The sequence below is a fragment of the Micromonospora tulbaghiae genome, assembly GCF_900091605.1.
GTDB classification, from domain to species: Bacteria; Actinomycetota; Actinomycetes; order Mycobacteriales; family Micromonosporaceae; genus Micromonospora; species Micromonospora tulbaghiae.
Genome location: NZ_FMCQ01000009.1, coordinates 283,758 through 310,290, shown reverse-complemented (window position 1 = coordinate 310,290; position 26,533 = coordinate 283,758). Strand labels below are relative to the sequence as shown.

General features: G+C 72.2%; 23 protein-coding genes and 1 pseudogene. 12 read left to right on the top strand and 12 right to left on the bottom strand.

Features of this window, described 5'->3' with window-relative positions:
- The first annotated feature begins 29 nt into the window (after positions 1-29).
- On the top strand, positions 30-245 hold the full coding sequence (locus GA0070562_RS25005) for an FmdB family zinc ribbon protein (protein ID WP_013288739.1): 216 nt from the start codon (positions 30-32) through the stop codon (positions 243-245).
- Between the two features lie 155 nt (positions 246-400).
- Complete coding sequence (locus GA0070562_RS25000; RefSeq protein ID WP_091426638.1) at positions 401-3,217, top strand: ATP-binding protein; 2,817 nt, start codon at positions 401-403, stop codon at positions 3,215-3,217.
- Between the two features lie 45 nt (positions 3,218-3,262).
- Here GA0070562_RS25000 and GA0070562_RS24995 read toward each other — a convergent pair whose 3' ends face one another.
- Both GA0070562_RS24995 and GA0070562_RS24990 read right to left on the bottom strand, forming a co-directional pair.
- Positions 3,263-3,805: a phospholipase gene (locus GA0070562_RS24995; RefSeq protein WP_091426635.1), complete on the bottom strand. Its 543-nt coding sequence runs from the start codon at positions 3,803-3,805 to the stop codon at positions 3,263-3,265.
- Positions 3,806-3,965: 160 nt separating this feature from the next.
- Positions 3,966-5,630 (bottom strand): glycoside hydrolase family 10-like protein, encoded by a 1,665-nt coding sequence (locus tag GA0070562_RS24990; RefSeq protein ID WP_091426632.1) that lies wholly within the window; start codon positions 5,628-5,630, stop codon positions 3,966-3,968.
- 274 nt (positions 5,631-5,904) lie between these two features.
- On the opposite strand from GA0070562_RS24990, the gene GA0070562_RS24985 reads away from it, so the two are divergent.
- Positions 5,905-7,398, top strand: coding sequence for an amino acid permease (locus tag GA0070562_RS24985; RefSeq protein ID WP_091426630.1), 1,494 nt, complete (start codon positions 5,905-5,907; stop codon positions 7,396-7,398).
- 70 nt (positions 7,399-7,468) lie between these two features.
- Here the strand turns inward: GA0070562_RS24985 and GA0070562_RS24980 are convergent, their stop codons facing one another.
- From GA0070562_RS24980 to arfA, 4 genes are read right to left on the bottom strand one after another with little or no spacing between them, the layout of a single operon-like run.
- On the bottom strand, positions 7,469-8,293 hold the full coding sequence (locus GA0070562_RS24980) for a carbohydrate ABC transporter permease (protein WP_091426626.1): 825 nt from the start codon (positions 8,291-8,293) through the stop codon (positions 7,469-7,471).
- Positions 8,294-8,303: 10 nt separating this feature from the next.
- Positions 8,304-9,266 (bottom strand): carbohydrate ABC transporter permease, encoded by a 963-nt coding sequence (locus GA0070562_RS24975; protein ID WP_091426624.1) that lies wholly within the window; start codon positions 9,264-9,266, stop codon positions 8,304-8,306.
- A gap of 6 nt (positions 9,267-9,272) precedes the next feature.
- Positions 9,273-10,604, bottom strand: coding sequence for an ABC transporter substrate-binding protein (locus GA0070562_RS24970; protein ID WP_091426621.1), 1,332 nt, complete (start codon positions 10,602-10,604; stop codon positions 9,273-9,275).
- A gap of 37 nt (positions 10,605-10,641) precedes the next feature.
- Entirely contained in the window at positions 10,642-12,153 is a 1,512-nt protein-coding gene (gene arfA / locus GA0070562_RS24965) for an arabinosylfuranosidase ArfA (protein ID WP_091426786.1), read from the bottom strand.
- Positions 12,154-12,303: 150 nt separating this feature from the next.
- Between arfA and GA0070562_RS24960 the strand changes: the two genes are divergently transcribed.
- A complete protein-coding gene (locus GA0070562_RS24960) occupies positions 12,304-13,308 on the top strand; it encodes a LacI family DNA-binding transcriptional regulator (protein ID WP_091426618.1) in 1,005 nt (334 codons plus the stop codon).
- A gap of 112 nt (positions 13,309-13,420) precedes the next feature.
- Here the strand turns inward: GA0070562_RS24960 and GA0070562_RS24955 are convergent, their stop codons facing one another.
- The 3 genes and pseudogenes from GA0070562_RS24955 to GA0070562_RS24945 all read right to left on the bottom strand — a co-directional run bounded on the left by GA0070562_RS24955 (position 13,421) and on the right by GA0070562_RS24945 (position 16,736).
- Entirely contained in the window at positions 13,421-14,146 is a 726-nt protein-coding gene (locus GA0070562_RS24955; protein ID WP_091426616.1) for a methyltransferase domain-containing protein, read from the bottom strand.
- 668 nt (positions 14,147-14,814) lie between these two features.
- Positions 14,815-15,060: pseudogene (locus tag GA0070562_RS24950) on the bottom strand (hypothetical protein); the annotation flags it as partial.
- A 38-nt stretch (positions 15,061-15,098) separates the two neighbouring features.
- Complete coding sequence (locus GA0070562_RS24945) at positions 15,099-16,736, bottom strand: ABC-F family ATP-binding cassette domain-containing protein (protein WP_091426613.1); 1,638 nt, start codon at positions 16,734-16,736, stop codon at positions 15,099-15,101.
- An 85-nt stretch (positions 16,737-16,821) separates the two neighbouring features.
- Here GA0070562_RS24945 and GA0070562_RS24940 point away from each other — a divergent pair, with 85 nt between their 5' ends.
- From GA0070562_RS24940 to GA0070562_RS24930, 3 genes are all read left to right on the top strand, one after another.
- The gene (locus tag GA0070562_RS24940) at positions 16,822-17,592 is read left to right on the top strand and encodes an ROK family protein (RefSeq protein WP_091426611.1); all 771 of its coding nucleotides are present in this window, start codon (positions 16,822-16,824) and stop codon (positions 17,590-17,592) included.
- Positions 17,593-17,680: 88 nt separating this feature from the next.
- The gene (locus GA0070562_RS24935; protein ID WP_091426608.1) at positions 17,681-18,043 is read left to right on the top strand and encodes a tetratricopeptide repeat protein; all 363 of its coding nucleotides are present in this window, start codon (positions 17,681-17,683) and stop codon (positions 18,041-18,043) included.
- 59 nt (positions 18,044-18,102) lie between these two features.
- Positions 18,103-18,357, top strand: a complete 255-nt coding sequence (locus GA0070562_RS24930; RefSeq protein WP_013288724.1) for a Smr/MutS family protein — start codon at positions 18,103-18,105, stop codon at positions 18,355-18,357.
- Between the two features lie 4 nt (positions 18,358-18,361).
- On the opposite strand, the gene GA0070562_RS24925 is transcribed toward GA0070562_RS24930, so the two are convergent.
- Both GA0070562_RS24925 and GA0070562_RS24920 read right to left on the bottom strand, forming a co-directional pair.
- The gene (locus tag GA0070562_RS24925; RefSeq protein ID WP_091426606.1) at positions 18,362-18,910 is read right to left on the bottom strand and encodes a YciI family protein; all 549 of its coding nucleotides are present in this window, start codon (positions 18,908-18,910) and stop codon (positions 18,362-18,364) included.
- 110 nt (positions 18,911-19,020) lie between these two features.
- Entirely contained in the window at positions 19,021-19,188 is a 168-nt protein-coding gene (locus GA0070562_RS24920) for a winged helix-turn-helix transcriptional regulator (RefSeq protein WP_276526484.1), read from the bottom strand.
- A gap of 69 nt (positions 19,189-19,257) precedes the next feature.
- Between GA0070562_RS24920 and GA0070562_RS24915 the strand changes: the two genes are divergently transcribed.
- Positions 19,258-19,461, top strand: coding sequence for an imine reductase family protein (locus GA0070562_RS24915; protein WP_254663868.1), 204 nt, complete (start codon positions 19,258-19,260; stop codon positions 19,459-19,461).
- Between the two features lie 84 nt (positions 19,462-19,545).
- Here the strand turns inward: GA0070562_RS24915 and GA0070562_RS24910 are convergent, their stop codons facing one another.
- Complete coding sequence (locus GA0070562_RS24910; RefSeq protein WP_091426603.1) at positions 19,546-21,924, bottom strand: M28 family peptidase; 2,379 nt, start codon at positions 21,922-21,924, stop codon at positions 19,546-19,548.
- Positions 21,925-22,292: 368 nt separating this feature from the next.
- Between GA0070562_RS24910 and GA0070562_RS24905 the strand changes: the two genes are divergently transcribed.
- From GA0070562_RS24905 to GA0070562_RS24890, 4 genes are all read left to right on the top strand, one after another.
- A complete protein-coding gene (locus GA0070562_RS24905) occupies positions 22,293-23,429 on the top strand; it encodes a PP2C family protein-serine/threonine phosphatase (RefSeq protein ID WP_254663864.1) in 1,137 nt (378 codons plus the stop codon).
- A 62-nt stretch (positions 23,430-23,491) separates the two neighbouring features.
- Positions 23,492-25,252, top strand: a complete 1,761-nt coding sequence (locus tag GA0070562_RS24900; protein WP_091426783.1) for a sensor histidine kinase — start codon at positions 23,492-23,494, stop codon at positions 25,250-25,252.
- The gene (locus tag GA0070562_RS24895; RefSeq protein ID WP_091426599.1) at positions 25,249-25,701 is read left to right on the top strand and encodes a response regulator; all 453 of its coding nucleotides are present in this window, start codon (positions 25,249-25,251) and stop codon (positions 25,699-25,701) included. Before GA0070562_RS24900 ends, GA0070562_RS24895 begins: the two co-directional genes overlap by 4 nt.
- Positions 25,694-26,503, top strand: coding sequence for an inositol monophosphatase family protein (locus GA0070562_RS24890; RefSeq protein WP_091426596.1), 810 nt, complete (start codon positions 25,694-25,696; stop codon positions 26,501-26,503). Before GA0070562_RS24895 ends, GA0070562_RS24890 begins: the two co-directional genes overlap by 8 nt.
- Positions 26,504-26,533: the final 30 nt, after the last annotated feature.

Below are 26,533 nucleotides of genomic sequence, written 5' to 3'. Positions count from 1 at the left end.
ACGTCAGGCCCGGCCGTACGCTGTGGGACATGCCCCGGTACGAGTTCCGTTGCCGCGCCTGCGGCGACACCTTCGAGGTCAACCGCCCGATGGCCGAGGCCGGACGGCCGGCCACCTGCCCGCAGGGCCACGCCGACACGGTGAAACTGCTGTCCACGGTGGCCGTCACCGGCCGGGGCGGCTCCGCTCCGAGCGGTGGGATTCCCAGCGGCGGTGGTTGCTGCGGCGGCTCCTGCGGCTGCTGACTTTCCGCCGCCGGTCCCGCGGGTCGATCCGGGTCTTGCCGCCGCTGTGATCTTTTGGCACCTTGGGGCGGAATCTGCCCAGCCGTTCTCACGATGCGTGACGGCACGACCATAGGGCAGCATGGACCCGACGTCACCGGGCGGAGGTTCGACGTATGTCGCAAGGACACCACCTCCCCAGCGGGTGGGTGACCTTCGTGTTCACCGACATCGAGGGCTCGACGCGGCTGGCCCGGATGCTCGGCCCGGTCTATCGCCCGGTGCTGCACGAGCACCGGCGGCTGCTGCGCGACACCCTGGCCGGCACCGACGGCGCGGAGCTGCTGACCGAGGGGGATTCGTTCTTCCTCGCGTTCCCGGACGCCGCCGCCGCGGTCCGCGCCTGCCTGACCGCGCAGCGGGCGCTCGCCGGCCACGAGTGGCCCAACCCGGATGCCACCCCGCGGGTACGGATGGGGCTGCACACCGGCTACGCCGAGCCCCGCGACGGCGAGTACGCCAGCCCCGAGGTGCACCGGGCCGCCCGGGTGGCCGCCGCCGCGCACGGCGGGCAGGTGCTCTGCTCGGCTGCCACCGCCCAGCACGCCGACCCGCTGCCGGACGGGGTGTCCCTGCTGGACCTCGGGCTGCACCGGCTGCGCGGCTTCGACGACCGGGAGCGGCTGTTCCAGCTCGTCGCGCCCGGGCTGGAGCGGCGGTTCCCGCGTCCGCGTACCGCCGACGCGACAGCGCACAACCTGCCCACCCAGGTCACCTCGTTCGTCGGCCGGCAGGCCGAGCGCGCCGAGCTGGGGCGGCTGGTCGAGGCGTACCGCCTGGTGACGGTGCTCGGCGCGGGCGGCGCCGGCAAGACCCGGCTCGCGGTGGAGCTGGCCTCCGGGATCGTCGAGGACTACCCGGACGGCGTCTGGTTCGTCGACATCGCCGCGGTGACCGACCCGGGGCTCGTGGCGTTCGAGATCGCCGCCGTGCTCGGCCTCCGCCCGGAGCCGGGCCGGCCGATGGTCGACACCCTCGTCGAGTACGCGGCGCCGCGCCGGATGCTCGTGCTGCTGGACACCTGCGACGCCCAGACCGCCGCGTCGGCCGAGGTGATCGGCCGGTTGCTGGCCGGTGGCCGGGGTGTGCGGGTGCTGGCGACCAGCCGGGAGTCGTTCGGCGTACCCGGCGAGGTGGTGTGGCGGATCCCGCCGCTGTCGGTCGACGAGGGGCCCGACGGCGGGGGCAGCGACGCGGTGGCGTTGCTGCTGGACCGTACCGCCGTGGCCCGGGGCGGCCGTGCGCCGGAGCCGGCCGAGCAGGCCGACCTGCACCGGGTGGTACGCCGGCTGGACGGGCTGCCGCTGGCCATCGAGCTGGCCGCGGCCCGGCTGCGGGTGCTCTCGGCCGGGCAACTGGCCGAGCGGCTGGACGACATGCTGGGCACGCTCGACGCCGGCCGGGAGACGGCGGAACCGCCCCCGGTGGAGGCGGGCTGGAGCGGCAACCAGCAGGACACGGTGGACCTGGTGGCCGCCGCGACCGGCGCCGCGCCGCCCACCCCGGCGACCCGGGCGGTGCACCGTTCGGCGAGCGAGCGGCACCTGACCATCCAGGCCACCGTGACGTGGTCGTACCGGACGCTGGGCGCGCGCTCGGCCCGGCTGCTGCGCTGGATGGCGGTGTTCGCCGGTCCGGTGGACCTGCCGACCGTGCAGTGGCTGCTCGACGAGGACCCGCTCGACCCGCTCTCGGTGCTCGTGGACAAGTCGATGGTGCTGGCCGAGCCGCACGCCTCCGGCAGCACCTACCGGATGCTCGACCCGATCCGGGCGTACGCGGCCCGGCGGCTGGTCGAGGCGGGCGAGGAGCAGAGCGCCCGGGACCGGCACGTGGCCTGGTGCCGGCACGCGCTGGACCGCGCTCACCTGGGACCGGACGGCCGTCCGGTGACGCTGTCCCTGTACGCGCTCGACCCGCTCGCGAACGAACTGCGGGCCGCGTTGCGCTGGTGCGCCACCGGCGGCAGCGCCCGCTCGGGGCTGTCGCTGGCGGGTGACCTGGACCAGTGGTGGCGGGAGCGCGGGCTGGCCCGGGAGGGGCGGCTCTGGCTGTTCCGGCTCTACGGCCGGCTCGCCGAGACCGGCGAGGTGATGCCGGACGCCGAGCTGGCCGCCGCGTACCACATGCACTCGCTGCACGCGGGTGCGGACGGCGAGTTCGGCGAGGAGCTGAGGTACTCGCAGCGGGCCGAGGCGGCCGCCCGGCAGTCCGGCGACCGGGGGCTGCTGGCCCGGGTGCTGGCCGGACGCGCCGCGCCGCTGGTCGACATGGGGCAGTTCGCCGAGGCGGAGCGGGTTTGCCGTGAGGTGATCGACTGGGCGTACGCGCAGGACGCGGTGGGGGACGCGTTGCTGGCCGTCTACAACCTCGCCGAGCTGCTCTGGCGCCGGGGCGCGCTGGACGAGGCGGCCGACCTGCTCGCCGCGGCCCGCCCGGTCGAGGCGTCCCGGCCGGCCGAGCGGGGCGGCCGGTCGGTGGACATGCTGCTCGGGATGGTGGCCCTGGCCCGGGGCGATCTGGTCGCCGCGCACGAGCACCTGCTGGTGGCGTTGCGGTCCCGGATGAGCCACGGCTACCTGGGCCGGGCCTGCGACACGATCAACGCGATAGCGGTGCGCTGCGCGCTGGCCGGGGACGCGCTCTCCGCGGCCCGGCTGTTCGGGGCGGCGCAGGCCACCCGGGCGAACCTGCGGGCCACGCCGGGGATATACGGCCCGTACTGGTCGGCCCGGCAGACGGAGCTGCGCCGGGTGCTCGGTGACGAGGCGTTCGACGCCGCCTACGGCGCCGGGTCGGGGCTGCGGCTGGACGAGGTGGCGGCGCTGGCGCTGCACGTCGAGCACCCGGACCTCGCCGCCGACTCGCCCCGGTTCGGCGCGCAGAAGCCGGGTTCGTGGCCGGCGTTCGAGCCGCGCAGGACGGCCGGCTGAGCGCGTCGGGGAGCCCGCCGGCCGGCGGACTCCCCGTGTGGTGCGTCAGGCGCGGGCGGCGGCCCGGCGCTGGGCGTCGGCCTTCATCCGGGCGGCGCGGTCGAGGTCGGCCTGCGACACGGCGGCGACCGAGCCGAAGACGCTCACCGCCTGGTAGTACGTCCAGGCGAGGCTGTAGCAGGCGGGCCGCACCACCGCGTTGTACGTGGCGCAGACCCGCTTCAGGTCGGCGTAGAAGGCGTTGTCCAGGCGGGACTTGCTGGCCGGGAAGACGCCCATCGCCTTGTGGTTGCGGTAGCCGAAGTCGTGCCGGTAGCAGGAGAGCTTGAAGTTGAACCCGATCGGGTTGTCCGGGCTGGACGAGCAGTAGTCGGTGGACCAGTCGAAGCCGTACTCGGTCCAGGGCGCCCGGTTCTGCCGGGCGCTGTTCCAGGCGTTGTAGCTGGACGCGCTGGTCTGCGTCCAACTGGTCAGGACGGACAGCTTCTGCTGGGTGCTCACCGCGGCGGCGGCCGGTGTGGCCAGGCCGAGCAGGGTGAGCAGGGTGAGTGTTCCGGCGGCGAGGGTGGTGGCGAGGCGACGGGACACGGGAACCTCCGCGGGGTGGTGGCCGGGATCTCCGGATGTCGACAAGTGTCGATCAAGCGGGTGGCCTGGGGCGATGCTCCGGGGAGCGGCTCGCTGACATCCGCCTGAACAGACGAATGCCCCCGGGCCGGCGAGGCGGCCCGGGGGCATCCGGTGGGGATCAGCGCACGAAGCGCGGCGGGCTCGCCGGGCTCTCGTTCGCCAGCCGGTCCAGCGCGGTCACGTAGTACGTGTACCGGGCGCCGTCGGCCGCCGTGGTGTCCATCCACGACTGCACGGCGCCGTCGGTGGCCCGCACGGTGCCGACCAGGTGGGAGGCGTCGGCGAAGTCGCATCGCCCGGCCAGGCCGTGCCCGTCGAACCGGTAGATCGCGTAGGACGCGGCGGTGCCGAGCGGGCCCTTGCCGTCGGCCGGCTGACGCCAGCTCAGGCGTACCCCGTCCGCCTCCCGCTGGGCCTTGGTGACCACCGGGAACAGCAGCGGCTTACGCGGCAGGTGCGTCATGGTGGGCACCAGCGCGGGGCGGGAGTAGTGCTCGGCGGCGTAGATGTCGGTGGCGCCGAGCCGGTTCGCCCGGACCTGCACCGCGGAGAAGTGCACGTTGCCGAGCACCTCCGGGTACGACCGGTTGAGCGTCAGGTGGTTCGACAGCTCCTGCGGGTTCATCCAGAACGACCCGTACGCCGGGTCACCGCTCTTGTAGTCGGCCTGGCCGATGTAGAGCTGGACCCGCGTGCCACGCACCTGCTCGGCCCACCACGGCACCAGCCGGGCGTAGTCGGCTGCCGGGTACTGGCCGATGTACCAGTAGAGCTGCGGCACGATGTAGTCGATCCACTCCTCCTTGACCCACTTGCGGGAGTCGGCGGAGATGATGTCGTACGACTGCGAGCCGGTGGTGTCCGAACCGTTCGGGTCGGCCGACGCGTTGCGCCAGATGCCGAACGGGCTGACGCCGAACTTCACATACGGCTTGACCGCCTTGATCTTGGCGTTCATCTCCTGGATCAGCAGGTTGATGTTGTCCCGCCGCCAGTCGGCCTTGTCGGTGAAGCCCCTGTTGTACGCCGCGAACGTGGCGTCGTCCGGCACCTGGTAGGTGCCGCTCGGGTACGGGTAGAAGTAGTCGTCGAAGTGCACGCCGTCGATGTCGTACCGCTTGACCGCGTCCATCATCGCGGTCTGGACGAACTCGCGGACCTCGGGCACGCCGGGGTTGTAGTAGAGCCGGCTGCCGGCGACGCCGGCGGGCGGGTAGGCGAAGACCCAGTCGGGGTGCTGGCGGGCCGGGCTGTCCGGGGCCAGTTGCGACAGGTCGGCGCCGGCACCGCCCGGCGCGGGCATGGAGACGCGGTACGGGTTGAACCAGGCGTGGAACTCCAGGTTGCGCTTGTGCGACTCGGCGACCAGGAAGGCCAGCGGGTCCCAGCCCGGGTTCTTGCCGCGTACGCCGGTCAGGTACTCCGACCACGGCTCGTACGGCGAGGGCCAGAACGCGTCGGCGGTCGGGCGGACCTGGACCACGACGGCGTTGTGGTTGAGCTTCTGGGCCAGGTCGAGCCAGGCCAGGTATTCGGCCTTCTGCTTGGCCACCTGGTCCGGCGCGGTCCAGGAGTCCTTGCTGGGCCAGTCGATGTTCGTCACCGAGGCGATCCACATGGCCCGGAACTGGCGCTTGGGGGTGGCCGGGTCGGTGACGCAGTCGGTGGAGGGGTAAGTGGCGGTGCCGGTGTCGCCGGGGGCGGCCTGCGCCGGTGTGCCGGCGACCAGCGCGCCGAGCAGCGCCGCGGCGAGCGCGGCGGCTCCGAGCCGAGTTGCCTTCATGCGGTGCGGTCCCTTCGTCGGGTCCGGGGGGACGGTGGGCGGCGGGGGCGTCACGGCAAGATTCGCCGCGCTACCCATGCCTCCGGTAGAAAACTTTCATCTATCCGTGCCCGGCGCAAGACCCTGACGGCCGATCGATGTCCCGTGTCGTCCGATCAGCCGGATCGTGACGATTCCGAGACACGCGGTGCGGGATTGGAGCGCAAAACGGCTGGGTAGCTAGCCCGGTCACAGACCGCCACCGTGGCGGCCACACGGCGGGGGAGGTGATCAGATGTCGGTCCTGCGTACCAAGCCGATCCAGGACGTGCTCGCCCAGGGCGACGCCGACGGCGAGGACGGCAAACCGGGCCTGCGGCGCCGGCTCGGCGCGGTCGACCTGATGGGCTTCGGCATCGGCATCGTGATCGGCACCGGCATCTTCACGCTCACCGGCGTCGAGGCGCGCAACAGCGCCGGGCCGGGCGTGGTGATCTCGTTCGGCATCGCCGGCCTGGTCGCGCTGCTCGCCGCGCTCTGCTACGCCGAACTCGCCAGCAGCGTGCCGACCGCCGGCAGCGCCTACACCTACGCGTACGCGACGATGGGCGAGATCGTCGCCTGGATCATCGGCTGGGACCTGCTGCTGGAGTTCGCGCTCGGCGCGGCGGTGGTGGCCCGCGGCTGGTCCGGCTACCTCGCCGACCTGTTCGGCCTGCCCAGCGCCTGGTTCGCCGAGGAGGGCAGCGTCGTCAACCTCGGCGCGATCGGCATCGTGCTGGTGCTCGGCGTGGTCGCCATCGTCGGCATCCGCGAGTCGGCCCGGGTCACCAACGTGCTGGTGCTGGTCAAGGTGGCGATCTGTGCGTTCGTCATCATCGCCGGGCTGTTCTTCGTCAAGGCGGCCAACCTCAGCCCGTTCATCCCGTCCGCCGAGCCGGCCGGGGCCGGGGACGACGGCATCAAACAACCGGTCACCCAGGCCATCTTCGGGCTGGAGCCCTCCGTCTTCGGCTTCGTCGGGGTGCTCACCGCCGCCGCCGTCGTGTTCTTCGCGTACACCGGGTTCGAGGCCGTGGCGAACCTGGGTGAGGAGACCCGCAAGCCCAAGCGGGACCTGCCGTTGGGTCTGCTCGGCACGCTCGTCATCTCCACGGTGCTCTACATCGGCGTCTCGCTGGTCGTGGTGGGCATGGTCAAGTACACCGAGATCGACGAGGGTGCGCCGATCGCGTCCGCGTTCCGGGCGGTCGGCGCCGGCTGGGCCGCGGTGCTCGTCTCCATCGCCGCCGTCGCCGGGCTCACCAGCGTGATCCTCGTCGACCTGGTGGCGATGGGCCGGATCGGCTTCGCCATCGCCCGGGACGGGCTCATCCCGCCCGCCATCGCCAAGGTGCACCCCCGCTGGGGCACCCCGTACCGGATCGCCGGGATCATGACGATCGCGGTGGCGCTGCTCGCCGGCTTCCTGCCGCTGTCCGCGCTGGCCGACCTGGTCAGCATCGGCGCGCTCTGCGCGTTCACGCTGGTCGCCATCGCGGTGCCGATCCTGCGCAAGCGCCGCCCCGACCTGGAGCGGCCGTTCAAGGTGCCGTTCTCGCCGGTGCTGCCGATCCTCACCGCGGCGGCGTGCCTCTACCTGAGCCTCAACCTCTCGGTGGAGACCTGGCTGCGGTTCCTCGCCTGGATGCTGATCGGCGCGGTCATCTACTTCGGCTACGGCCACCGCAAGAACCGGCTCGCCCGGCGCGAGCACTCGGACACCCCCGAGCCCGCCCCCACCCCCTGAGGCGGGCCCCCGAAGGAAGGGCCCATTGCTTGACGCCTGGCGTTACGCAAGGGGCCCTTCCTTCGCCCGCTCATCCCTTCAGGCCGCTGCGGGAGACACCCTGGATGATGTGCCGCTGGGCCAGCACGAACAGGATCAGCACCGGCACGCTCGCCAGCACCGCGCCCGCCATGATCACCGGATAGTCGGTCACGTACGCGCCCTGGAGCAGGCCCAGGCCCGCCGGCAGGGTCAGCCGTTCCGGGCTGAACAGCACGTACACCGGCCAGAGGAAGTCGTTCCAGTTGGTCAGGAACGACAGCACCGCGAGCGTGGCCAGGGCCGGCTTCGACAGCGGCAGCAGCACCCGGCGGAAGATCTGCCAGTGGTTCGCGCCGTCCAGCACCGCCGCCTCCTCCAGCTCGGCCGGGATGGAGAGGAAGAACTGGCGCAGGAAGAACACGCCGAACGCGCTGGCCGCGCCCGGCACGATCACCACTGTCAGCGTGTCGATCCAGTTCAGCCGTTCGGCGATGATGAAGTTCGGGATGATCAGCGAGGTGGGCGGCAGGAACAGCGTGCCCACGATCAGCGCGAACAGCACCTTCCGGCCGCGGAACCGCATCCGGGCCAGCGCGTACGCGGCCATCGACGCGGTCACCAGCACCAGCAGCGTGTGCAGGGTGGCCGCCGCCATGCTGTTGACGAACCAGCGCAGCACCGGGTTCGCCGCGTTGTCGACGATCTGCCCGTAGCCGTAGGTGGAGAACGGGTTCGGCAGCCAGCCGGGCGGCACCCGCTGCGCGTCGTCGTACGTCTTCACCGAGGTCAGCAGCATCCAGACCAGGGGAGTCACGAAGATCGCGGTGATCAGCAGCAGTACGCCGTACCGCCCCACCGCGCGCATGTTCCTCATGTCGTAGCCCTCAGTCTTCCCGGTAGCGGAACAGCCGGAAGTTGACGACGCTCACCACGGCCAGCATCAGCGCGAAGAACACGCTCATCGCGGCGGCCCGGCCGGCGTCGTAGTCCCGCAGCCCCTCGTCGACGATCCGCCAGACCACGGTCCGGGTCTGTTCGCCCGGCGCGCCCTGGGTGATCAGGAACGCCTGCCCGAACACGTTCGCCGAGGCGAGGATCGTGGTGGTGAAGACGAACAGCATCACCGGGCGCAACCCGGGGATCGTGACGTGGCGGAACCGGTCCCAGGCGCCCGCGCCGTCCACCTTGGCCGCCTCGTACAGTTCGGCCGGGATGTCCTGGAGACCGGCCAGGTAGATCACCGCGTTGAAGCCGCAGGTCCACCACACGGTCACGCCGACCAGTGACACCCACGCCCACGGCACGTCGGTCACCCACGGTGTGTCCGAGGGGAGCCCGACCACGCCGAGCAGCCGGTTGACCAGGCCCAGGTTGGCATCGAGCAGGAACCGCCAGAGCAGGCCGATCACCGCCACGCCCAGCACGTACGGAGCGAAGAAGGCGGCCCGGAAGAACGTCCGGCCGGGGAACGAGCGGTTGAGCAGCAGCGCCAACCCCAGCGGGATCACCACGAGCAGCGGCACGGAGAACAGCGTGAAGATCCCGGTGGCCCGGACGCTCGACCACCAGTCCCCGTAGATCGCCGAGTCGCTGGAGAACAGGTCCCGGTAGTTGCCGATCCCGACGAACGGCCGGTTCGGCAGTTGCAGGTCCCACTGGTGCAGGCTGATCCAGACCCCGAACAGGATCGGCGCCAGGCCGAAGACGCCGAACAGGATCAGGTACGGCGCGAGGAAGAGGTACGGCGTCGTGCGGTTGCCGCGTTCCGTCGCGCCCCGGCGGCGGGTGGGCGCCACCGTGGGCGGCGCGCCGTCACGCGCCGCCCCGGCCTCGATCACGTCCGCCACGGCGGATCAGTTCCCGTACTTCTTGCGGTTGTCCTCGAGCTGCTTGTTCGCCTTGGTCACGCCGTCGTCGAGCGCCTGCTTCGGCGACTTCTTGCCCAGCGCCGCCTCGTTGAACGCGCTGTAGAAGGTCAGCATGACCTCGCCCAGGCCCGGCGCGGCGGGCGGGAACGCGGCGTACTCCAGCTCCGGTGCGAGCGCGTTGACCTCGGTGAGGCCCTTGAACTCGCTGCTCTCGCGGACCGCCTTGCGGGCCGGCACCTGGCCGCCCTTGGCCCAGTCCAGCGAGTGCTGGCTCAGCCAGTTGATGAAGACCTTCGCGCCGGCCGTCTTGTTCGCGTTCGCCGAGCGCTGCTTGACGATGGTGAAGTTGTGCGAGTTCGCCCAGGCGGCCTTCTGGCTGCCGATCTGCGGCAGCGGCGCCACGCCCCACTGCACGTTCGGGCTCTTCTTCAGGTCGTTGATCTGCCAGATGCCGTTCCAGGTGAACGCGTTCTTGCCGCTCTTGAAGGCCAGGTAGTCGGCGTCCTGGCCGACGTTCGCCGGGGAGTGGCCCTGCTTGATCAGGTCGACCAGCCAGGTGCACGCCTCGACCGCCGGGTCGGAGTTGAACGTCGCCTTCGCCACCTCGGCGTCGAAGAGCGTGCCGCCCCACTGGTGCAGCAGGCTGTAGAAGGTCATACCGCCGGTGAACTGGAACGGGCTGACCCAGAAGCCCTGCACGCCCGCCTTCTTCAGCTCGGTCAGCGCCGCGGTGTACTCGTCCCGGTTGGTCGGCGGCTTCTCCGGATCGAGGCCGGCCTTCTGCATGACCGCCTTGTTGTAGTAGAAGCCCAGCGGGTGCATGTCCAGCGGGATGCCGTACCGCTTGTCGTTGTAGAGGCCGCCCTTCCAGACGGTCGGGGCGAAGTCGCCCTCGCTCAGCTCCAGGGTCTTCGCCACGTCGTCCAGTTCGCTGATCGTGCCGCGGGCGGCGAACGTGGCGAGCTGGTCCATGTGCATGACAGCGATGTCCGGGCCGTTGCCGCTGGAGACCGCGCCGGGAAGCTTGCTGTAGTAGTCCTCCCACTGGTACGTGATCACGCTGACCGCGATGTTCTGGTGCTCGCCGTTGAACTGCTGGACGAGCGCCTTGAAGATGTCACCGTCGCCGCCGGTGAAGCCGTTCCACAGCTTCAGGTCCACCTTCGGACCGGTGTAGTCCTTGCCGCCGTTGCCGGACGCGCCGGAACTGTCGGAGCTGCTGCCGCCGCCGCAGCCGCTGAGCGTCAGCGTGGCCGCCGCGCCGAGCCCGAGGCCGAGGCCGAGCAGGCGTCGCCGGCTCATCTCGTTCTGGATCATGGGTACTCCTTGGGGGACGGGATGGAGTATTGCCTGGTCACGGCGCCGGCACGAAGCGCAGCAGGTTCCAGGAGGTGGCCGGCAGCAGCACGGAGGCCCGGCCGCCGTCGACGGTGGGAGTGGTGAGGTCCCGGGGCGTGACCCGCTCCGGGTCCGCTTCGGTGTTCGTGGCGTCCGGGTCGGTTCCGGCCGCCACCGTGGTGTGCGCCTCGGCCCGCAGGCCGGGCAGGCCGCGCAGGTCCAGGTCGAGCGGGACGTCCTGCGAGCTGCGGTTGACCGCGAAGACGGCCAGCTCGCCGGTCTCCTCGTCGTGCACGGCGACGGTGTCCAGCGCGGGCACGTCGCCGTACCGCCGGGTCTCGTAGGTCGGGCCGGTGGGTTCGGTCCGCAGCACTGTGCCCCGGGCGTACCGGGCGGTCAGCGCGAACGGGTGGAAGATGCTCTGCCGCCACGCCGGGCCGCCGTTGCGGGTACGGATCGGGGCGATCACGTTGGCGAGCTGCGCCTGGCAGGCCACGCCGATACGGTCGGCGTGCCGGAGCAGGGTGATCAGCAGGTCGCCCACCACCACCGCGTCGACGGCCGTGTAGTCGTCCTCGATCAGCGCCGGCGCCTCGACCCAGCCGCGCCGGTCCAGGTCGGACTGGAGGCGGGACTGGTACCAGACGTTCCACTCGTCGAAGGAGATCTTCAGCTTGCGCTTCTGCCGCAGCTTGGCGCCCACGTAGTCGGCGGTGGCGACGACCTCGGTGATGAAGGCGTCCATGTCGACGGCGGAGGCGAGCAGGCTGGCCCGGTCGCCGTCGGAGGGGTCGTAGTAGGTGTGGGCGGAGATGTAGTCGACGTGTTCGTAGGTGTGCTCCAGCACCGTCGCCTCCCACGCGGCGAACGTGGGCATCCCCCGGCCGGAGCTGCCGCAGGCGACCAGGCTGATCGAGGGGTCGATCATCTTCATCGCGCGGGCGGTCTCGGCGGCGAGGCGGCCGTACTCGTCGGCGGTCTTGTGCCCGACCTGCCACGGCCCGTCCATCTCGTTGCCGAGGCACCACAGCCGCACCCCGTACGGCTGCTCGGCGCCGTGCTTGCGGCGCAGGTCGGACAGCTGGGTGCCGCCCGGGTGGTTGGTGTACTCCAGCAGGTCGAGCGCCTCGGTGACGCCGCGGGTGCCGAGGTTGACAGCCATCATCGGCTCGACCCCGGCCTCGGACGCCCAGGTCATGAACTCGTCCAGCCCGAACTCGTTCGTCTCGATCGTCTTCCAGGCCAGGTCGAGCCGGCGCGGGCGGTCACCGGCCGGGCCGACGCCGTCCTCCCAGCGGTAGCTGGAGACGAAGTTGCCGCCCGGGTAGCGGACCACCGACACACCCAGCTCGCGGGTCAGGTCCAGCACGTCGCGCCGCAGACCCCGCCGGTCGGCGCTCGGATGCCCCGGTTCGTACACCCCGCCGTAGACGCAGCGCCCCATGTGCTCGACGAAGGAACCGAAGATCCGGCGGTCCGCCGGCGCGACCCGGAACGCCGGATCGATCGTGAGCTGCGCGTTCGGCACGATGCCAACCTCTCCCTCGCTGCTGTTGCGGGTGACTGCGGTCACCCCGCTTTCACTGGTTTCTACAACGTTGTAAGCGCTCGTGTAAAGAGGTCGTTACGTCGTCGTGACGCGGTACAGTGCGGCCAGCGTTCACCGGAAGGAAGTGCAGTGCGGCACAGGCTCAAGGACGTCGCGGAGCGGGCCGGAGTGTCGGTGAAGACCGTCTCCAACGTCGTGAACGGCTACCAGCACGTGCGCGCCGACACCCGGGCCCGGGTCGAGGAGGCCATCGCCGCGCTGAACTACCGGCCCAACCTGTCGGCCCGCAACCTGCGCAAGGGGCGTACGGGTGTGATCGCGCTGGCCGTACCCGAGCTGGACATCCCCTACTTCGCCGAGCTGGCCCGGCACGTCGTCACCGCCGCCGCCGACCAGGGCTGGACCGTACTCATCGACCAGACCGGCGGCGGCTCCGAGCAGGAACGCAAGGCCGCCAGCGGCATCGGCGACCACATGATCGACGGCCTGATCCTGAGCCCGCTCGCACTCTCCGCCGACGACCTCGCCGCGCTGGCCGGCCTGCCCATGGTGCTGCTGGGCGAGCGGGTCGACCACGGCCCCGCCGACCACGTCATGATCGACAACGTGGCCGCCGCCCGTGAGGTCACCGCCCACCTGATCGGGCTCGGCCGCCGCCGGATCGCCGCGATCGGCTCCCAGCGCACCCCCGAGGGCGCCAGCGCCCGGCTCCGCCTGGCCGGCTACACCGCCGCGCTGGCCGAGGCCGGCATCGCGTACGACGACCGCCTGGTGGCGCCCGCGCCGGCCTGGCACCGCGCGGACGGCGCCGCCGCCGTGCGCAACCTGGTCACCTCCGGGGTACGCCCCGACGCCGTCTTCTGCTTCAACGACACCCTCGCGCTCGGCGCGCTGCGTGCCCTGCACGAGATGGGCCTGCGCGTGCCCGAGGACGTCGCGGTGGCCGGCTTCGACGACATCGAGGACGGCCGCTTCTCGATCCCGACGCTGACCACAGTCGCCCCCGACAAGGAGCGCATCGCCCGCCTGGCGGTCGAACTGCTCGCCGGACGTCTCGGCCCCGACCGCGACTCCCCACCCCGCGAGCTGGTGGCCCCCCACCACCTGGCCCTGCGCGAGTCCGCCCCCCTCTAGGCCCTCTTCTTCGTTGCGTCGATCATGAAGTTGACGGCGATGTCGATCTCCTTGAGTGCCGCCAACTTCATGATGGCCGGGGTGGGTCCGGGGTGGGTCCGGCTCGGTCGGGTCAGTCGAAGAAGCGGGCCAAGTGGGAGGAGGGTGGGGCGGGGGCGTCCGCGGGCAGCGGAGTGAGGTCGGCGAAGATCGAGGCGCCGTCGCAGCCGACGTGCAGCGGATACCAGCGTGGCGTACCCGGTGGGCGCTGACCGCAGATTCCCTTGAACGTCTGCACGTCCAGCAGACGTACGTGAGTCGGGTCGGCCACCGCGTTGACGTGCCGCCACCACGGGCTCATCACGTGCAGCACCCCGCCCGGCCGCAGCACCCGGTGGCACTCGTCGAACAGCGGCAGGAAGTCGATCAGGTGCTCGACGATGTGCACCGCGAAGAACACGTCCACCGAGTCGTCCCGCAGCGGCAACGATCCGGCGAGGTTGGCGACCGCATTCACCCCCGGCGCCGGATAGATGTCCAGCCCCAGGTTGCCCGGCCACTGCTTGGTCGCCCCGCAGCCCAGGTCGACCACCACCGGTGCCCGCCCGGCCACGGCGACCCGGCACCAGACCCCGAGTACGCCGGACAGCCGGCCGATCAGCTTCCGTACCAGCCGTAGCTGTCCCGGGTCGGCGACCTCACCGGTGAGGTGCGCGACTCCCCGGTCGAAGCGCACCTCGACGGCCGTTCCGCGCAGCCGCTCGTCGTGCCGGACCATGTCGGCCCACGCCTCGGCGAGGAAGCCGTCGGTCTGCCGGAGTCGCTCACCCGAGAGCGCGGTCTGCCCCATCGCCACCATGCGCCACCTCCGGCGGCCCGTTACCCCCTTTTCACCCCCATATGCCCCACCCGCCCGTCCTCCTCCGTCCCCGGCCGCTGCCCAACCGCGCCCCGCCCTCGTCCCGCCGCCCCAGCCGGGCCCCGCCCTCGTCCCGCCGCGCTGGCTGCGCCCCGCGCCCGGCCCTGCCCGCCCGGCCGCCCCCCAGCCCTTCGGTCGGCCCCGTCCGACCCGCCCTCGCCCTTCGTCGGCCCGGCCGCCTCCGCTTGTCGCCGGTGATCAAGGAGTTTGTGTCAGCAGAAGGCGCCCCCGGAGACGCAAACTCCTTGATCACCGGGGCGCGCCCGAGATCTTGGGAGGTTCCGGCCCTCGTAGGGGCACTTTCCTTTCAAGATCTCCCGCGACCCGAGCTGCGCCGTTGATCAAGGATCTTGTGCCGGCGTGGATGGACCCAAACCCATTGATCGCGCGAGAGGGCACCCGGACGACCCATCCCGTTGATCAAGGAGTTTGTGTCCTGTTTCGAGGGCGAAGCCGACGCGAACTCCTTGATCGACGCCGCAGGGCGGGTTGTGCGCGGGGCGGGAGGGAGTGCGGGCGGGAGGGAGGGGGCAGGGTCAGGGGGAGAGGGTTCGGCGGACTGTGCGGGAGCTTCGCATGCGCTGGCGGGGCTGGGCGGCCGCTGCCTTCGGGCGCTTGAGGTGGTAGCGGTGCAACTCGTTGTTGCCCGGCAGCGACGGGTCCTCGCTCATCGCGACCAGTTCCCAGCCCTGGTCACCGGCCCGGTTCAGATGGGCCAGCGCGGTGTCGCCGTACGGCGTCACGTCGATCATGGAGCCGTCCGGGCCGTACCAGATGAAGAGGACCTCGAACCCGAGGTCGGTCGCGGCGGGTTGGCGGCGGCGGACCAGCAGCGCGTACTCCCACTTGAGCATGCGCTCATTGTGGACCCGCGCGCGCCCGTCGGCACGGATCAGTGTTCGGCGATCCGTCCGTCCGCCACGCGCAGCCGCCGGTTCACGCTCACCGCGTCGAGCATCCGCCGGTCGTGGGTCACCAGCAGCAGCGTGCCGGGATAGGTGGCCAACGCCGATTCGAGCTGCTCGATGGCGGCCAGGTCGAGGTGGTTGGTCGGCTCGTCGAGCACCAGCAGGTTGACGCCCCGCCCCTGGAGCAGGGCCAGCGCGGCCCGGGTCCGCTCGCCGGGGGACAGGGTCGCCGCCGGACGCAGCACGTGGTCGGCGCGCAGCCCGAACTTCGCGAGCAGCGTCCGCACGTCCGCCGGGGCCAGATCGGGTACGGCGGCACCGAACGCGTCGAGCAGCGGCTGGTCGCCGAGGAACAGTCCCCGCGCCTGGTCGACCTCGCCGACCACCACACCCGGACCGAGTGCGGCGTGACCCTCGTCCAGAGGCAGCCGCCCGAGCAGCGCGGCGAGCAGGGTGCTCTTGCCGGAGCCGTTCGCACCCGTGATCGCCACCCGGTCGGCCCAGTCGATCTGGAGGTCCACCGGGCCGAGCGTGAAGCCGCCACGACGTACCACTGCTCCTCGGAGCGAGGCCACGACGGCGCCGGCGCGGGGCGCGGCGGCGATCTCCATCTGCAGCTCCCACTCCTTGCGCGGCTCCTCGACCACCTCCAGGCGCTCGATCAGCCGGGCGGTCTGCTTGGCCTTCGCGGCCTGCTTCTCGGTCGACTCGGCGCGGAACTTGCGGCCGACCTTGTCGTTGTCGGTGGCCTTGCGCCGGGCATTCTTGACGCCCTTCTCCATCCAGGCGCGCTGCGTGCGGGCGCGCGCCTCCAGGCCGGCCTTCGTGTCGGCGTACTCCTCGAACTCCTCACGGGCGTGCCGGCGCGCCACCTCCCGCTCCTCCAGGTAGGCCGCGTAGCCACCGCCGTAGTGGTTGACCTGCCGCTGGTGCAGGTCCAGCTCCACGATCCGGTTGACCGTGCGGGTGAGGAACTCCCGGTCGTGGCTGACCACCACGGTCCCGGCGCGCAGGCCGGTGACGAAGCGTTCCAGCCGGTCCAGGCCGGCCAGGTCGAGGTCGTTCGTGGGCTCGTCGAGCAGGAAGACGTCGTACCGGCTGAGCAGCAGCGACGCGAGCCCGGCGCGGGCGGCCTGCCCGCCGGACAGGCCGGTCATCGGGTGGTCCAGACCGACGTCGAGACCCAGCTCCGCGGCGACCTGCGCGGCCCGCTCGTCCAGGTCCGCGCCGCCGAGGTCGAGCCAGCGTTCCAGAGCATTCGCGTACGCGTCGTCGGCGCCCGCCGCCCCGGCGGTGAGCGCCTCGGTGGCGGCGTCCAGCGCGGCCTGCGCGGCGCTGACCCCGGTGCGCCGGGCCAGGAACTCGCGGACCGTCTCGCCGGGCCGGCGCTCCGGTTCCTGCGGCAGGTAGCCGACGGTCGCCGTGGGCGGGCTGAGCGCGACCGAGCCCTGCTCGCGGGGGACAAGACCGGCGAGGGTACGCAGCAGCGTGGACTTGCCGGCGCCGTTGACCCCGACCAGCCCCACCACGTCGCCGGGCGCGACGACCAGGTCGAGGTCTTCGAAGAGGAGGCGGTCACCGTGGCCGGCGGTGAGGTCCTTGGCGATCAACGTGGCGCTCATCAGGGAACCGAGCCTACCGGCGGGCGCATCCGGATTACCGCGACCCGCGCTTGCGGCGGCACCGGTGTGAGGGAGACTCACAGCCGTGGTGACCACACTGGCGATCGACTGCGGGGGCGGCGGGATCAAGGCCTCGGTGCTGGACGCCGCCGGGACCATGCGCGCCCGGCCGCTGCGCGTGCCCACGCCGTACCCGTTGCCGCCGTCCCTGTTCGTCAAGACGCTGCTGGATCTCGGCGCCCGCCTGCCCACGGCGGACCGGCTCACCGTCGGCATGCCCGGCATGATCCGGCACGGCGTCGTGGTGGCCACGCCGCACTACGTGACCCGTTCCGGGCCGCGCAGCCGCGTCGACCCGGACCTGGTGGCCGAGTGGTCCGGGTACGACGCGCGCACCGCGCTGTCCGAGGCGTTCGGCGTACCGGCGCTGGTGCTCAACGACGCCGAGGTGCACGGCGCGGGCGTGGTCGCCGGGACCGGCTGCGAGCTGGTGCTGACGCTCGGCACCGGGCTGGGCAGCGCGCTGTTCGACGGTGGGGTGCTGGCACCCCACCTGGAGTTGTCGCACGCGCCGGTGCGGTGGAACACCACCTACGACACGTACGTGGGGGAGCCGGAACGGCGGCGCCTCGGCGACGCGTTCTGGTCCCGGCGGATCCGGCAGGTGGTGGACGGCCTGCGGCCGGTGTTCCGCTGGGACCGGCTGTATCTCGGCGGCGGCAACTCCCGGCTGATCCGGCCCGAGCAGGTGGCCCGGATGGGCGACGACGTGGTGATCGTCCCGAACACGGCCGGAATCGTCGGTGGTGTCCGGGCCTGGGACCTGATCGGGGGCCGGTACGACCCGACCACCTGATCTTCGACGGCAGGAACACTCGCGGTTCCGCCGGTGTTGTGCCAGCGTCGGGACCAAGGGCCTGGCGTGACACGAGGAGGTGGGTCGAGTGGATCTTCTGGCGGAGTACCGGCGGGCGACCATGTTCTTCGAAGCGGGTGACCCGACCGGAGCGGCCCGGCTGCTCGAACCGATCATCGAGGCGGAGCCGGACAACTCCTCGGTCCGGCAGCTGCTGGCCCGCGCCTACTTCCAGTCGGCCCAGCTCAACCGGGCCGAGGAGCAGCTGCGCGCGCTGGTCGACCGCGACCCGAGCGACCACTACGCGCACCACGTGCTCGGCCGCACGCTGGAGCGGATGAACCGGCCGGTGGACGCGCTGCGGCACCTGCGCATCGCGGCCGCGATGCACTCGACGAACACCGACTACGCCACCGCGCTGCGACGGGTGGAGGGCAAGGTCGGTCGTTGACTGATCCCGCGGAAGGGCAGCCCGCCCGGGCTGCCCTTCCGCGTACCTAGGATGGGACCGTGAAGCTCAAGCTCGACCTCCACGACATCTACAACAAGGGCCACGACATCGACCGCGCGCTGCGCGGGATCATGGACGAGGCGGTGGCGAAGAAGGCCACGCTCGTGGAGATCATCCCGGGCAAGGGGTCGGGCGCGCTGAAGAAGAAGGTGCTGCGCTTCCTCGACCAGAAGGACGTGAAGCAGCTCTACCACCGGGTCGAGAAGGACTCGAAGAACTTCGGCCGGCTGTTCGTGCACTTCCGCTGGAAGTAGCCAGTCACGCTGGGCGACCGCCGAACACCCAGTTGTGCACCTCGACGTCGGCGTACCGGTCGGCGGCCAGCACGGCGCGCGCCTCGTCCGGGTCGACCGCCCGCACCAGCGCCGCCGTGCCCACCCACGTCACGCCGTCGTCGGACAGCAGCGGACCGTACGCGATCAGCTCGTCCTGCCGTTTCGGAAGCACCGGGCCGGCGCTCTGCTCCGGACCCAGGCCGAGCACCAGGTAGCGGTTGCCGCCGGTCCGGCCCTCGGCGAAGTCCCACATGGTGCGGCCCAGCATGTTCCGCCACCGTCGCAGCATCACGTCCCGGTACGCGCCGGCCTGGTAGTTGGGCTCGTCGAAGGCGAACGCCCGCGCGGCGGCGGGGTCGGGCAGGCGCAGGATGTGCACGCTGCCGGTCGGTGAGCCGTCGTCGGCGAGGGTCGGGCCGCGCGCGATCATCTGCTCCGCGTACCGGTCCATGTAGGACCAGTGCTCCTCGATCAGTTTCTGGCGCAGGGGCGCCGAGCCGAGCCGATCGCGGTGGTAGCAGAAGAACTCCATGACCCGAGTCTCGCGGTCGATCAACAGACGTAGCCACTTTTTTGTGGGTACTTGTCGCCGTGCGCGACCGCGACGAACCTAGGTCGTGGGCGGAGGCGGAAAAGAACAGGTCAGGAGGCGGTGCGGGCTTCGGCGAGTTTGTCCAGGCGGCGGTGGCCCCAGTCGGAGAGAGGGGCCAGCGCCTCGGCCAGTTCGCGGCCGAAAGTGGTGAGCGAGTACTCGGTCTTCAACGGCAGCACCTCGTACGCCTCCCGGTGCACCAGTCCGTCGCCCTCCATCTCGCGTAACGCTTCGCCGCTGGTATCGCCGCGATCCTGTCGCCCATCTTCGAGGAGGGTGCGGCGGAGATGGACGCGGAACGCTTCCCAGGCGAAGGCAACCCGATCACCTCCGCCGTGTCGTCCATGGCCCACATCGTCCACACGTCCGAGGCGCACGGCATCGACGCCGGGGTGATGCGCGCGGCCGAGGGCATGGCCCGCCGGGCCGTCGGGCTGGGCCACGGCGCGGACGGTTTCCTGCGGGTCGCCGAGGTGCTGGGGCGGCGCTGACCCGCAGCCAGTACGCCGAAGTGGCGGTATCCCGGCGTGCGGACACCGCCACTTCGGCGAGGTGATGTCGATCAGGCAGACCGCTCAGAGCGGGTACGTGCGCGCCACCGCCAGCATCTCCGAACTGTGCGAGCCGACCACTCCCACGCCCGCCGGCCGCGCCCGGAACCCGGGCACGCCGGACAGCCCGTCACTGGCGTCCATCGCCCGCAGGTTCACCGGTCCGGCCGCCGACGCCAGCGTCAGCGTGACCTCGACACCCTCCGGCGGCGGGGCGTGGAACACGACCCCGAACCCCCACCTGCCGTCGCCCGGCTCGACCGGCACGGCCCGCCCGGCCACCGAGGCGGACCGCACGGTGGCGGTGCCGGTGTCGACGTGCAGCGTGAGCAGGCGTACCTGCCGCTGCGGCACCACCCGTACCCGCAGCACGCGCTGGTCACCCGAGCGGGTGTCGGAGAGCAGATCCAGCTTCGGGGCGGGCAGGGGCGCCGCGGTAGCCGGTCCGCCGCGCAACTCGGTGGCGCCCAGCCCGGGGAAGTCGTCGGCGATCGAGACCGTGCCGTCGACGTAGCCGTCGGTCCAGGGCTGCGGCTTCTCCTCGCGAGTGAGCCACGCGGCCTTCCCGGTGCCCGCGTCCAGCGCGTACATCAGGTGGGTCGGCACGGGGTGCGCGGCATCGAAACGGTCCACGGCGAGGCCGACCCCGGCGAGCACCACAGCCGCCAGCGCGGTGGCCGCGGCGGGCAGCGCGCCGAGCCGGCGTGCGCGCAGCGCGAGCAGGCCACGCTGGCCGCCGGCCCGGGGGTGCAGCAGGTCCACCACCGGGAGTACGGCGAGGCCGAGCAGCACCGCGACGAGCGCGGCTACCGCGCCCATGCCCATGCCGAGCGCCGGGAACAGCAGCACCACCGGAGGCAGCAGGATCACCACTGCCACCGCGGCGGCGAGCGTCACCGCGACCACCGGCCACGGGCCGTCGCGCCGGGTGGCGAGCGCCGCGAACCCGGCGAGCGCGCCGGCCAGCGCCGGCACTGTCGTCAGGTACGCCCCGCCGGGCACCGCCACGGCGAGCAGCACACCGAAGACTGCCAGCCAGGCCAGCCCGCCGAACGCCAGCGCGGCCGGGCCGACCCGGCGGCGCAGCAGCGCGTACCAGCAGAACAGCACCGCGACGGAGAGCGCCACCACGGCGAGCCGGTACCAGACCGGGCGGTACGGGTCGAGCAGCTCGGCGTACCCGGGGCGGATCGTGGTGATCGCGGCCCAGAGCAGCCACGCGCCGAGCGGTGCCACGACGACCGGCACCAGGGCCAGGCCGAAGCCGGCGGCGAGCGTGCCGGCGGTCGCCCGGCCCCGGCGGCGCAGGAACCAGCCGAGCGCGCCGACGGCGAGCAGCGCGACCACGGCGAGCGGCACTGTCAGCCAGCCGGAGTAGCGGACCAGCCCGCCGAGCACCGGGAAGTAGGTGTCGTCGTGGCCGGCGCGCAGGTCGCCCAGGTCGGTGCGGCCGAACTCGCGGGCCAGGCCGAGCGCGTTGTCGCCGTGCATCTGGAGGCTGCCCCGGTCGAGCCGGGCCGGCACGTCCAGCGGGGTGTGGTAGATCGCGCCGCCGTCGATGTAGGCCGAGTTCAGGCCCACGAAGGGGCGGTCGAGGAACGCGGTGAAGTCGGTGTCGTTCGGCAGCGCCCGGTAGATCTCCACCGCGAACGAGGTGCCCACCGGATGCGGCGCGGCCTTGCCGAAGATCTCGACGAGCTTCGCGTTGTTCCGGGACGTCTCGAACATGATCACCGGGCCGGTGGAGCCGCGCGCCTCCAGGTTGAGCACCACCCCGCCGTCGCGGGCGAGCGGGTGGTAGACGGCGAATCCGGCGGCCCCGCACAGGCACGCCTCCTCCGCGTCGGTGAGCACGAAGACGATGTCGTTGCGGGGGCGCGGGCCGGTGGTCAGCGCCCGGGCCACCTCCAGGATCGCGGCGGTGCCGGCGGCGTCGTCGTTGCCGCCGGGCCCGGTCTGCACCGAGTCGTAGTGGGAGACCAGGAACACCTTGCCGGTCGGGTCGGTGCCGGGGAGCCGGGCCACCACGTTGCGGACCCGGGCCAGCGTCGCCCCGCCCGCCGCGCCGCTGAGCTGCCCTGCCTCGGGCGCCACCGTGTCCTGCACCTCGGTCTCCAGGCCCAGGTCGCGCAACGTTCCCACAAGGTGCTCGCGTACCCGGTCGTTCGCGGCGCTGCCGGCCACGTGCGGCTCGGCGGCGATCACCTCGACGTTCCGGTACGCCCGGGCGGCGCTGAACTCGCCCTCCGGCGCGTCCGCCGGACGCGGCGCCGGGGTGGAGAGGCCGACCAGGACGCCCGCCCCGACGGCGAGCAGCGCGGCGAGCGCGGCCGCGGCGGCGATCGGCCGGCGGCGGGGCCTGGTGAACGCGCGGTCGGCGGGGCGGGTGGGGGGTGCGCCCACTGGGACTCCTCGGGGTGGATCTACGGGGTGGGGATCATCCTGCACCCCAGAGGGCTGCGGCGGCAGTCCTCGGACGGTGCGCTGCGGGCGTGACAGCGCTCCCGGCGTAACATCGTGGGTCGACCGTGCCGCTGTGGAAGTGGACCGGTCACACGCTCTGCCGCGCCGGCGACGGTCGCGCGGTGTGCGACTGTTGTCTGAGTCAGGATCAGCAGGGCATTCGGAAGGAGCCCGACATCACCAGCGAACTCCCGCGACTCGCGGCGGTTACCCGACCGCAGCGGGGTTCCGGCGCGTCGGGGGCCACCTACGTACCGTCTGCCGGGGCAGGGCTGCTCGGCGGCGTACCGCCGGGCGAGCGGCTGCGGGTGCTGCTGGTCGAGGACGACGAGGGTGACGCCTTCCTGGTCGGTGAGCTGCTCGCCGAGACCAACTCGATGATCGACCTGCTGGTCGCCACGAGCCTCAGCGAGGCCCGGCAGCGGGTGATGGGCGTGGACTGCGTCCTGCTCGACCTGGGCCTGCCCGACGCGCAGGGGCTGGACGGGCTGCGCCGGGTGCTGGAGATGGCCAGCGGCGCGGCGGTCTGCGTGCTGACCGGCCGCTCGGACGAGCACCTGGGCATCGTCGCGGTCGCCGAGGGGGCGCAGGACTACCTGGTCAAGGGCCAGGTCGACGGTGTCCTGCTGACCCGGGCGCTGCGCTACGCGGTCGAGCGCAAGCGGGCCGACGAGAACGCCCGCCGGCTGCGTGAGGTGGAGCTGCGCCAGGCCGAGTCCGCCCGCCTGGAGCGTGGCCTGCTGCCGCAGCCGCTGATGACCACCGACGAGGTGTCGGTGCACACGTTCTACCGGCCCGGCCGGCACGCCGCGCTGATCGGCGGCGACTTCTACGACGTGGTGCAGACCCGGCCGGACCGGATCGACCTGATCGTCGGCGACGTCTGCGGGCACGGCGTGGACGAGGCGGCGCTCGGCGTCGAACTGCGCGTGGCCTGGCGGGCGCTGGTGCTGGCCGGGGTGCCGGACGACGAGGTGCTGCCCGCGCTGGAGCAGGTGCTGATGAGTGAGCGCCGCCTCCAGGAGATCTTCGCGACGGTGGCCACGACCCGGCTCGACCTGGCGTCGGCGCGGGCCACCGTACGCCTCGCCGGTCACCCGCCGCCGCTGCTGCTCAGCGGTGGCAAGGTCGCGCCGGTGCCGGCCAAGGGCGGGCTGCTGCTGGGCGTACGCCCGCGCCGCCCGGTCGCCTTCGACCTGGAGTTCGACACCGACGACTGGTCCCTGCTGATGTACACCGACGGCCTCATCGAGGGCCGGGTGGACGGCGGGGACGAGCGCCTCGACGTGCCGGGCCTGACCGGTCTGCTCGCCGACCCGGCGAACCGGGCGGTGCCGCTGTCCGAACTGCCCGCGTGGCTGGTCGGGCGGGCCGAGCAGATCAACGGCGGCCCGCTGGCCGACGACGTGGCGATGTTGCTGGTCACGCGGGGCAGCGGCCGGTGAGCGCTGAGAGCCCCACAGTCGCGAACGACGATGATGCGGTGAAGGGCGACGGGGAGGAACCTGTGAAGGCGTACCAGCAGGGGTGGACCCTGCGGCGGCGGGTGGGCGCGCTGCTCGGCGTGGTGGTGGTGCTGCTGCTCGGCCTGGCCGCCGCGGAGGCGGCGGTCGCCGCGAAGAACCGCGAGAACATCGACGCGGTGCTGCTCAAGACCGGTCCGCTGCGCGTCCAGGCGCAGGAGCTGATGAGCGTGCTGCTCGACCAGGAGACCTCGGTGCGCGGGTACGCGGTGAACGGCGACCGCAGCGACCTGGAGCCCTACCAGGAGGGTGTGAAGCGCGAGCAGAGCCTGGTCACCTCGATCCGGGATCTCTCCGCCGACTACCCGGACGTGCGCCGGTCGCTGGAACTGGTGGAGCAGGAGACCGCGCAGTGGCGGACCCAGGTGGCCGAGCCGGTGATCACCACCGTCGAGCGGGACGGCCCGGAGGCCGGCCAGGCGCTGATCACGGACGCCACCCGCCAGCAGTTCGACGGCATCCGCACGTCGGTGAACACGCTCCAGGACGAGATCCTCACCGTCCGGGAGGAGACCGCCGACCGGGTCAACTCGACGAGCAACACGCTGGTCGTGCTGCTGGTCATCGCCGCGCTGGTGGTGACGACCGCCGGTGTGGTCATGCTGCTCTCGCTGGACCGGATCCTGATCCGCCCGCTGGCCGCCCTGGTCAGCCAGGTGCGCGAGGTGGCCGACGGCGACTACCGGCACCACATCGAGGGGTCGGGCCCGCCGGAGTTCCGCCGGCTCGCCGAGGACATCGACCAGATGCGGATGAAGATCGCCCGGGAGCTGGACGAGGTACGCGAGGCGCGGGAGCGCATCGAGTGGGTCAACAGCCAGTTGCAGAAGCAGGCCGAGGAGCTGACCCGCTCCAACCGTGACCTTGAGCAGTTCGCGTACGTCGCCTCGCACGACCTCCAGGAGCCGCTGCGCAAGGTGGCGAGCTTCTGCCAGCTCCTCCAGCGGCGGTACGCCGGTCAGCTCGACGAGCGGGCCGACCAGTACATCGCGTTCGCGGTGGACGGCGCCCAGCGCATGCAGCGGCTGATCAACGACCTGCTGGCGTTCTCCCGGATCGGGCGGTTGACCACCGGTTTCACCGAGGTCGACCTGAACAAGGTGATGGGCGACGTGGCCGGGCAGACCGAGGCGGCGTTGCAGTACTCCGACGCGGAGCTGACCTGGGGCGAGATGCCCACCATCCGCGGCGAGGAGCCGCTGCTGACCAACCTGCTGGTCAACCTGGTCAGCAACTCGGTGAAGTTCCGCCGGCCCGACGTGCCGCCGAAGGTGCACGTGTCGGCGCGGCTGGTGGACGGCGAGTGGGAGATCAGCTGCCGGGACAACGGCATCGGGATCGAACCGGAGTTCGCCGACAAGATCTTCGTGATCTTCCAGCGGCTGCACTCGAAGGACGCGTACCCGGGCACCGGCATCGGACTGGCCATCGTCAAGAAGATCGTGGAGTATCACGGCGGCCGGGTCTGGGTGGACACCGATGCCGGCGAGGGCACCACCATCCGGTTCACGCTGCCCGCGCTGGAGGCCGACATCGAGGCCGCCAGGGCGGCGGAGGCCGCGGCGGACGAGGACGCGACGGACGCGGAGGACGCCGCGGAGCCCGCCGAGGCGCCGGCGGCCGAGGGTGCCGACGGTGACCCGGCGGACGTCGGGCGGCAGCCGGACGGCGACGCACGCGAAGAGCCGCCCGCGGAGGCGGACCGACACGGTACAAACGGTGGCATGAAGGAGACGGTGGGATGACCGCGCCCGCGGACGGCAAGAGCCCGATCGAGGTCCTGCTCGTCGAGGACGACCCCGGCGACGTGCTGATGACCCAGGAGGCGTTCGAGGAGCACAAGCTCCGCAACCGTCTCACCGTCGTCTCCGACGGCGCCGAGGCGCTCGCCTACCTGCGCCGCGAGGGCCAGTACGCGGACGCGGTGACGCCCGACCTGGTCCTGCTCGACCTGAACCTGCCCCGCCGGGACGGCCGGGAGGTGCTGGAGGAGATCAAGAAGGACGAGGAACTGCGCCGGATCCCGGTCGTGGTGCTCACCACCTCGCAGGCCGACGAGGACATCCTGCGCAGCTACCAGCTGCACGCCAACGCCTACGTGACCAAGCCGGTGGACTTCGAGCGGTTCATCTCGGTGGTCCGCCAGATCGACGAGTTCTTCGTCAGCGTGGTCAAGCTGCCTCCGCGTGGCTGACCCGCTGCTGGACGACGTCGGCACGCTGCTGCGGGAGGCGGCGGCCAAGGTCGTCGTGCCGTTGTTCCGCCGGCTCGACGCGTCCGACATCTCCGAGAAGGCACCGGGCGAGGTGGTCACCGTCGCCGACCGCGAGGCCGAGGCGCTGATCTCCGAGGGCCTGCGGCGGCTGCGTCCCGGCTCGGTGGTGGTCGGCGAGGAGGCGGTCGCCGACGACCCGGACCTGCTGCGGCACCTGCGTGGCAGCGGCGACGTCTGGCTGGTCGACCCGGTCGACGGCACCTCCAACTTCGCCGCCGGCCGCAGGCCGTTCGCGCTGATGGCGGCGCTGCTCACCGACGGCGTATCGGTGGCGTCCTGGGTGTACGACCCGCTGGACGGCACGATGGCGGCGGCCCGGCTCGGCGCGGGCACCCGGCTGGACGGGGCGTCGCCGAGTGCGCCGCAGGCCGAGCCGCGGGTGGGCGCGCTGCGGGGCACCGCGGCGACGAAGTTCCTTCCCCCGGACTTCCGCCGCCGGGTGGAGGAGGGCGGGCGCCGGATCGGCGAGCTGCTGCCCGGCCAGCACTGCGCCGGCCGGGAGTACCTGGACGTGCTCACCGGCGCGCAGCAGTTCGTGCTGTTCTGGCGCACCCTGCCGTGGGACCACACGCCCGGCGCGCTGCTGGTGCGGGAGGCCGGCGGGGTGGCCCGCCGGTTCGACGGCACCGACTACCACCCGGCCGACGAGGGCCGGGGGCTGCTCGTCGCAGCGAGCCCGGAGGTCTGGGACGAGGTGAGCGCCGCCCTGCTGGGCGGTTGAGTGGCGCTGCGCGACGAGCACGGCACGCTG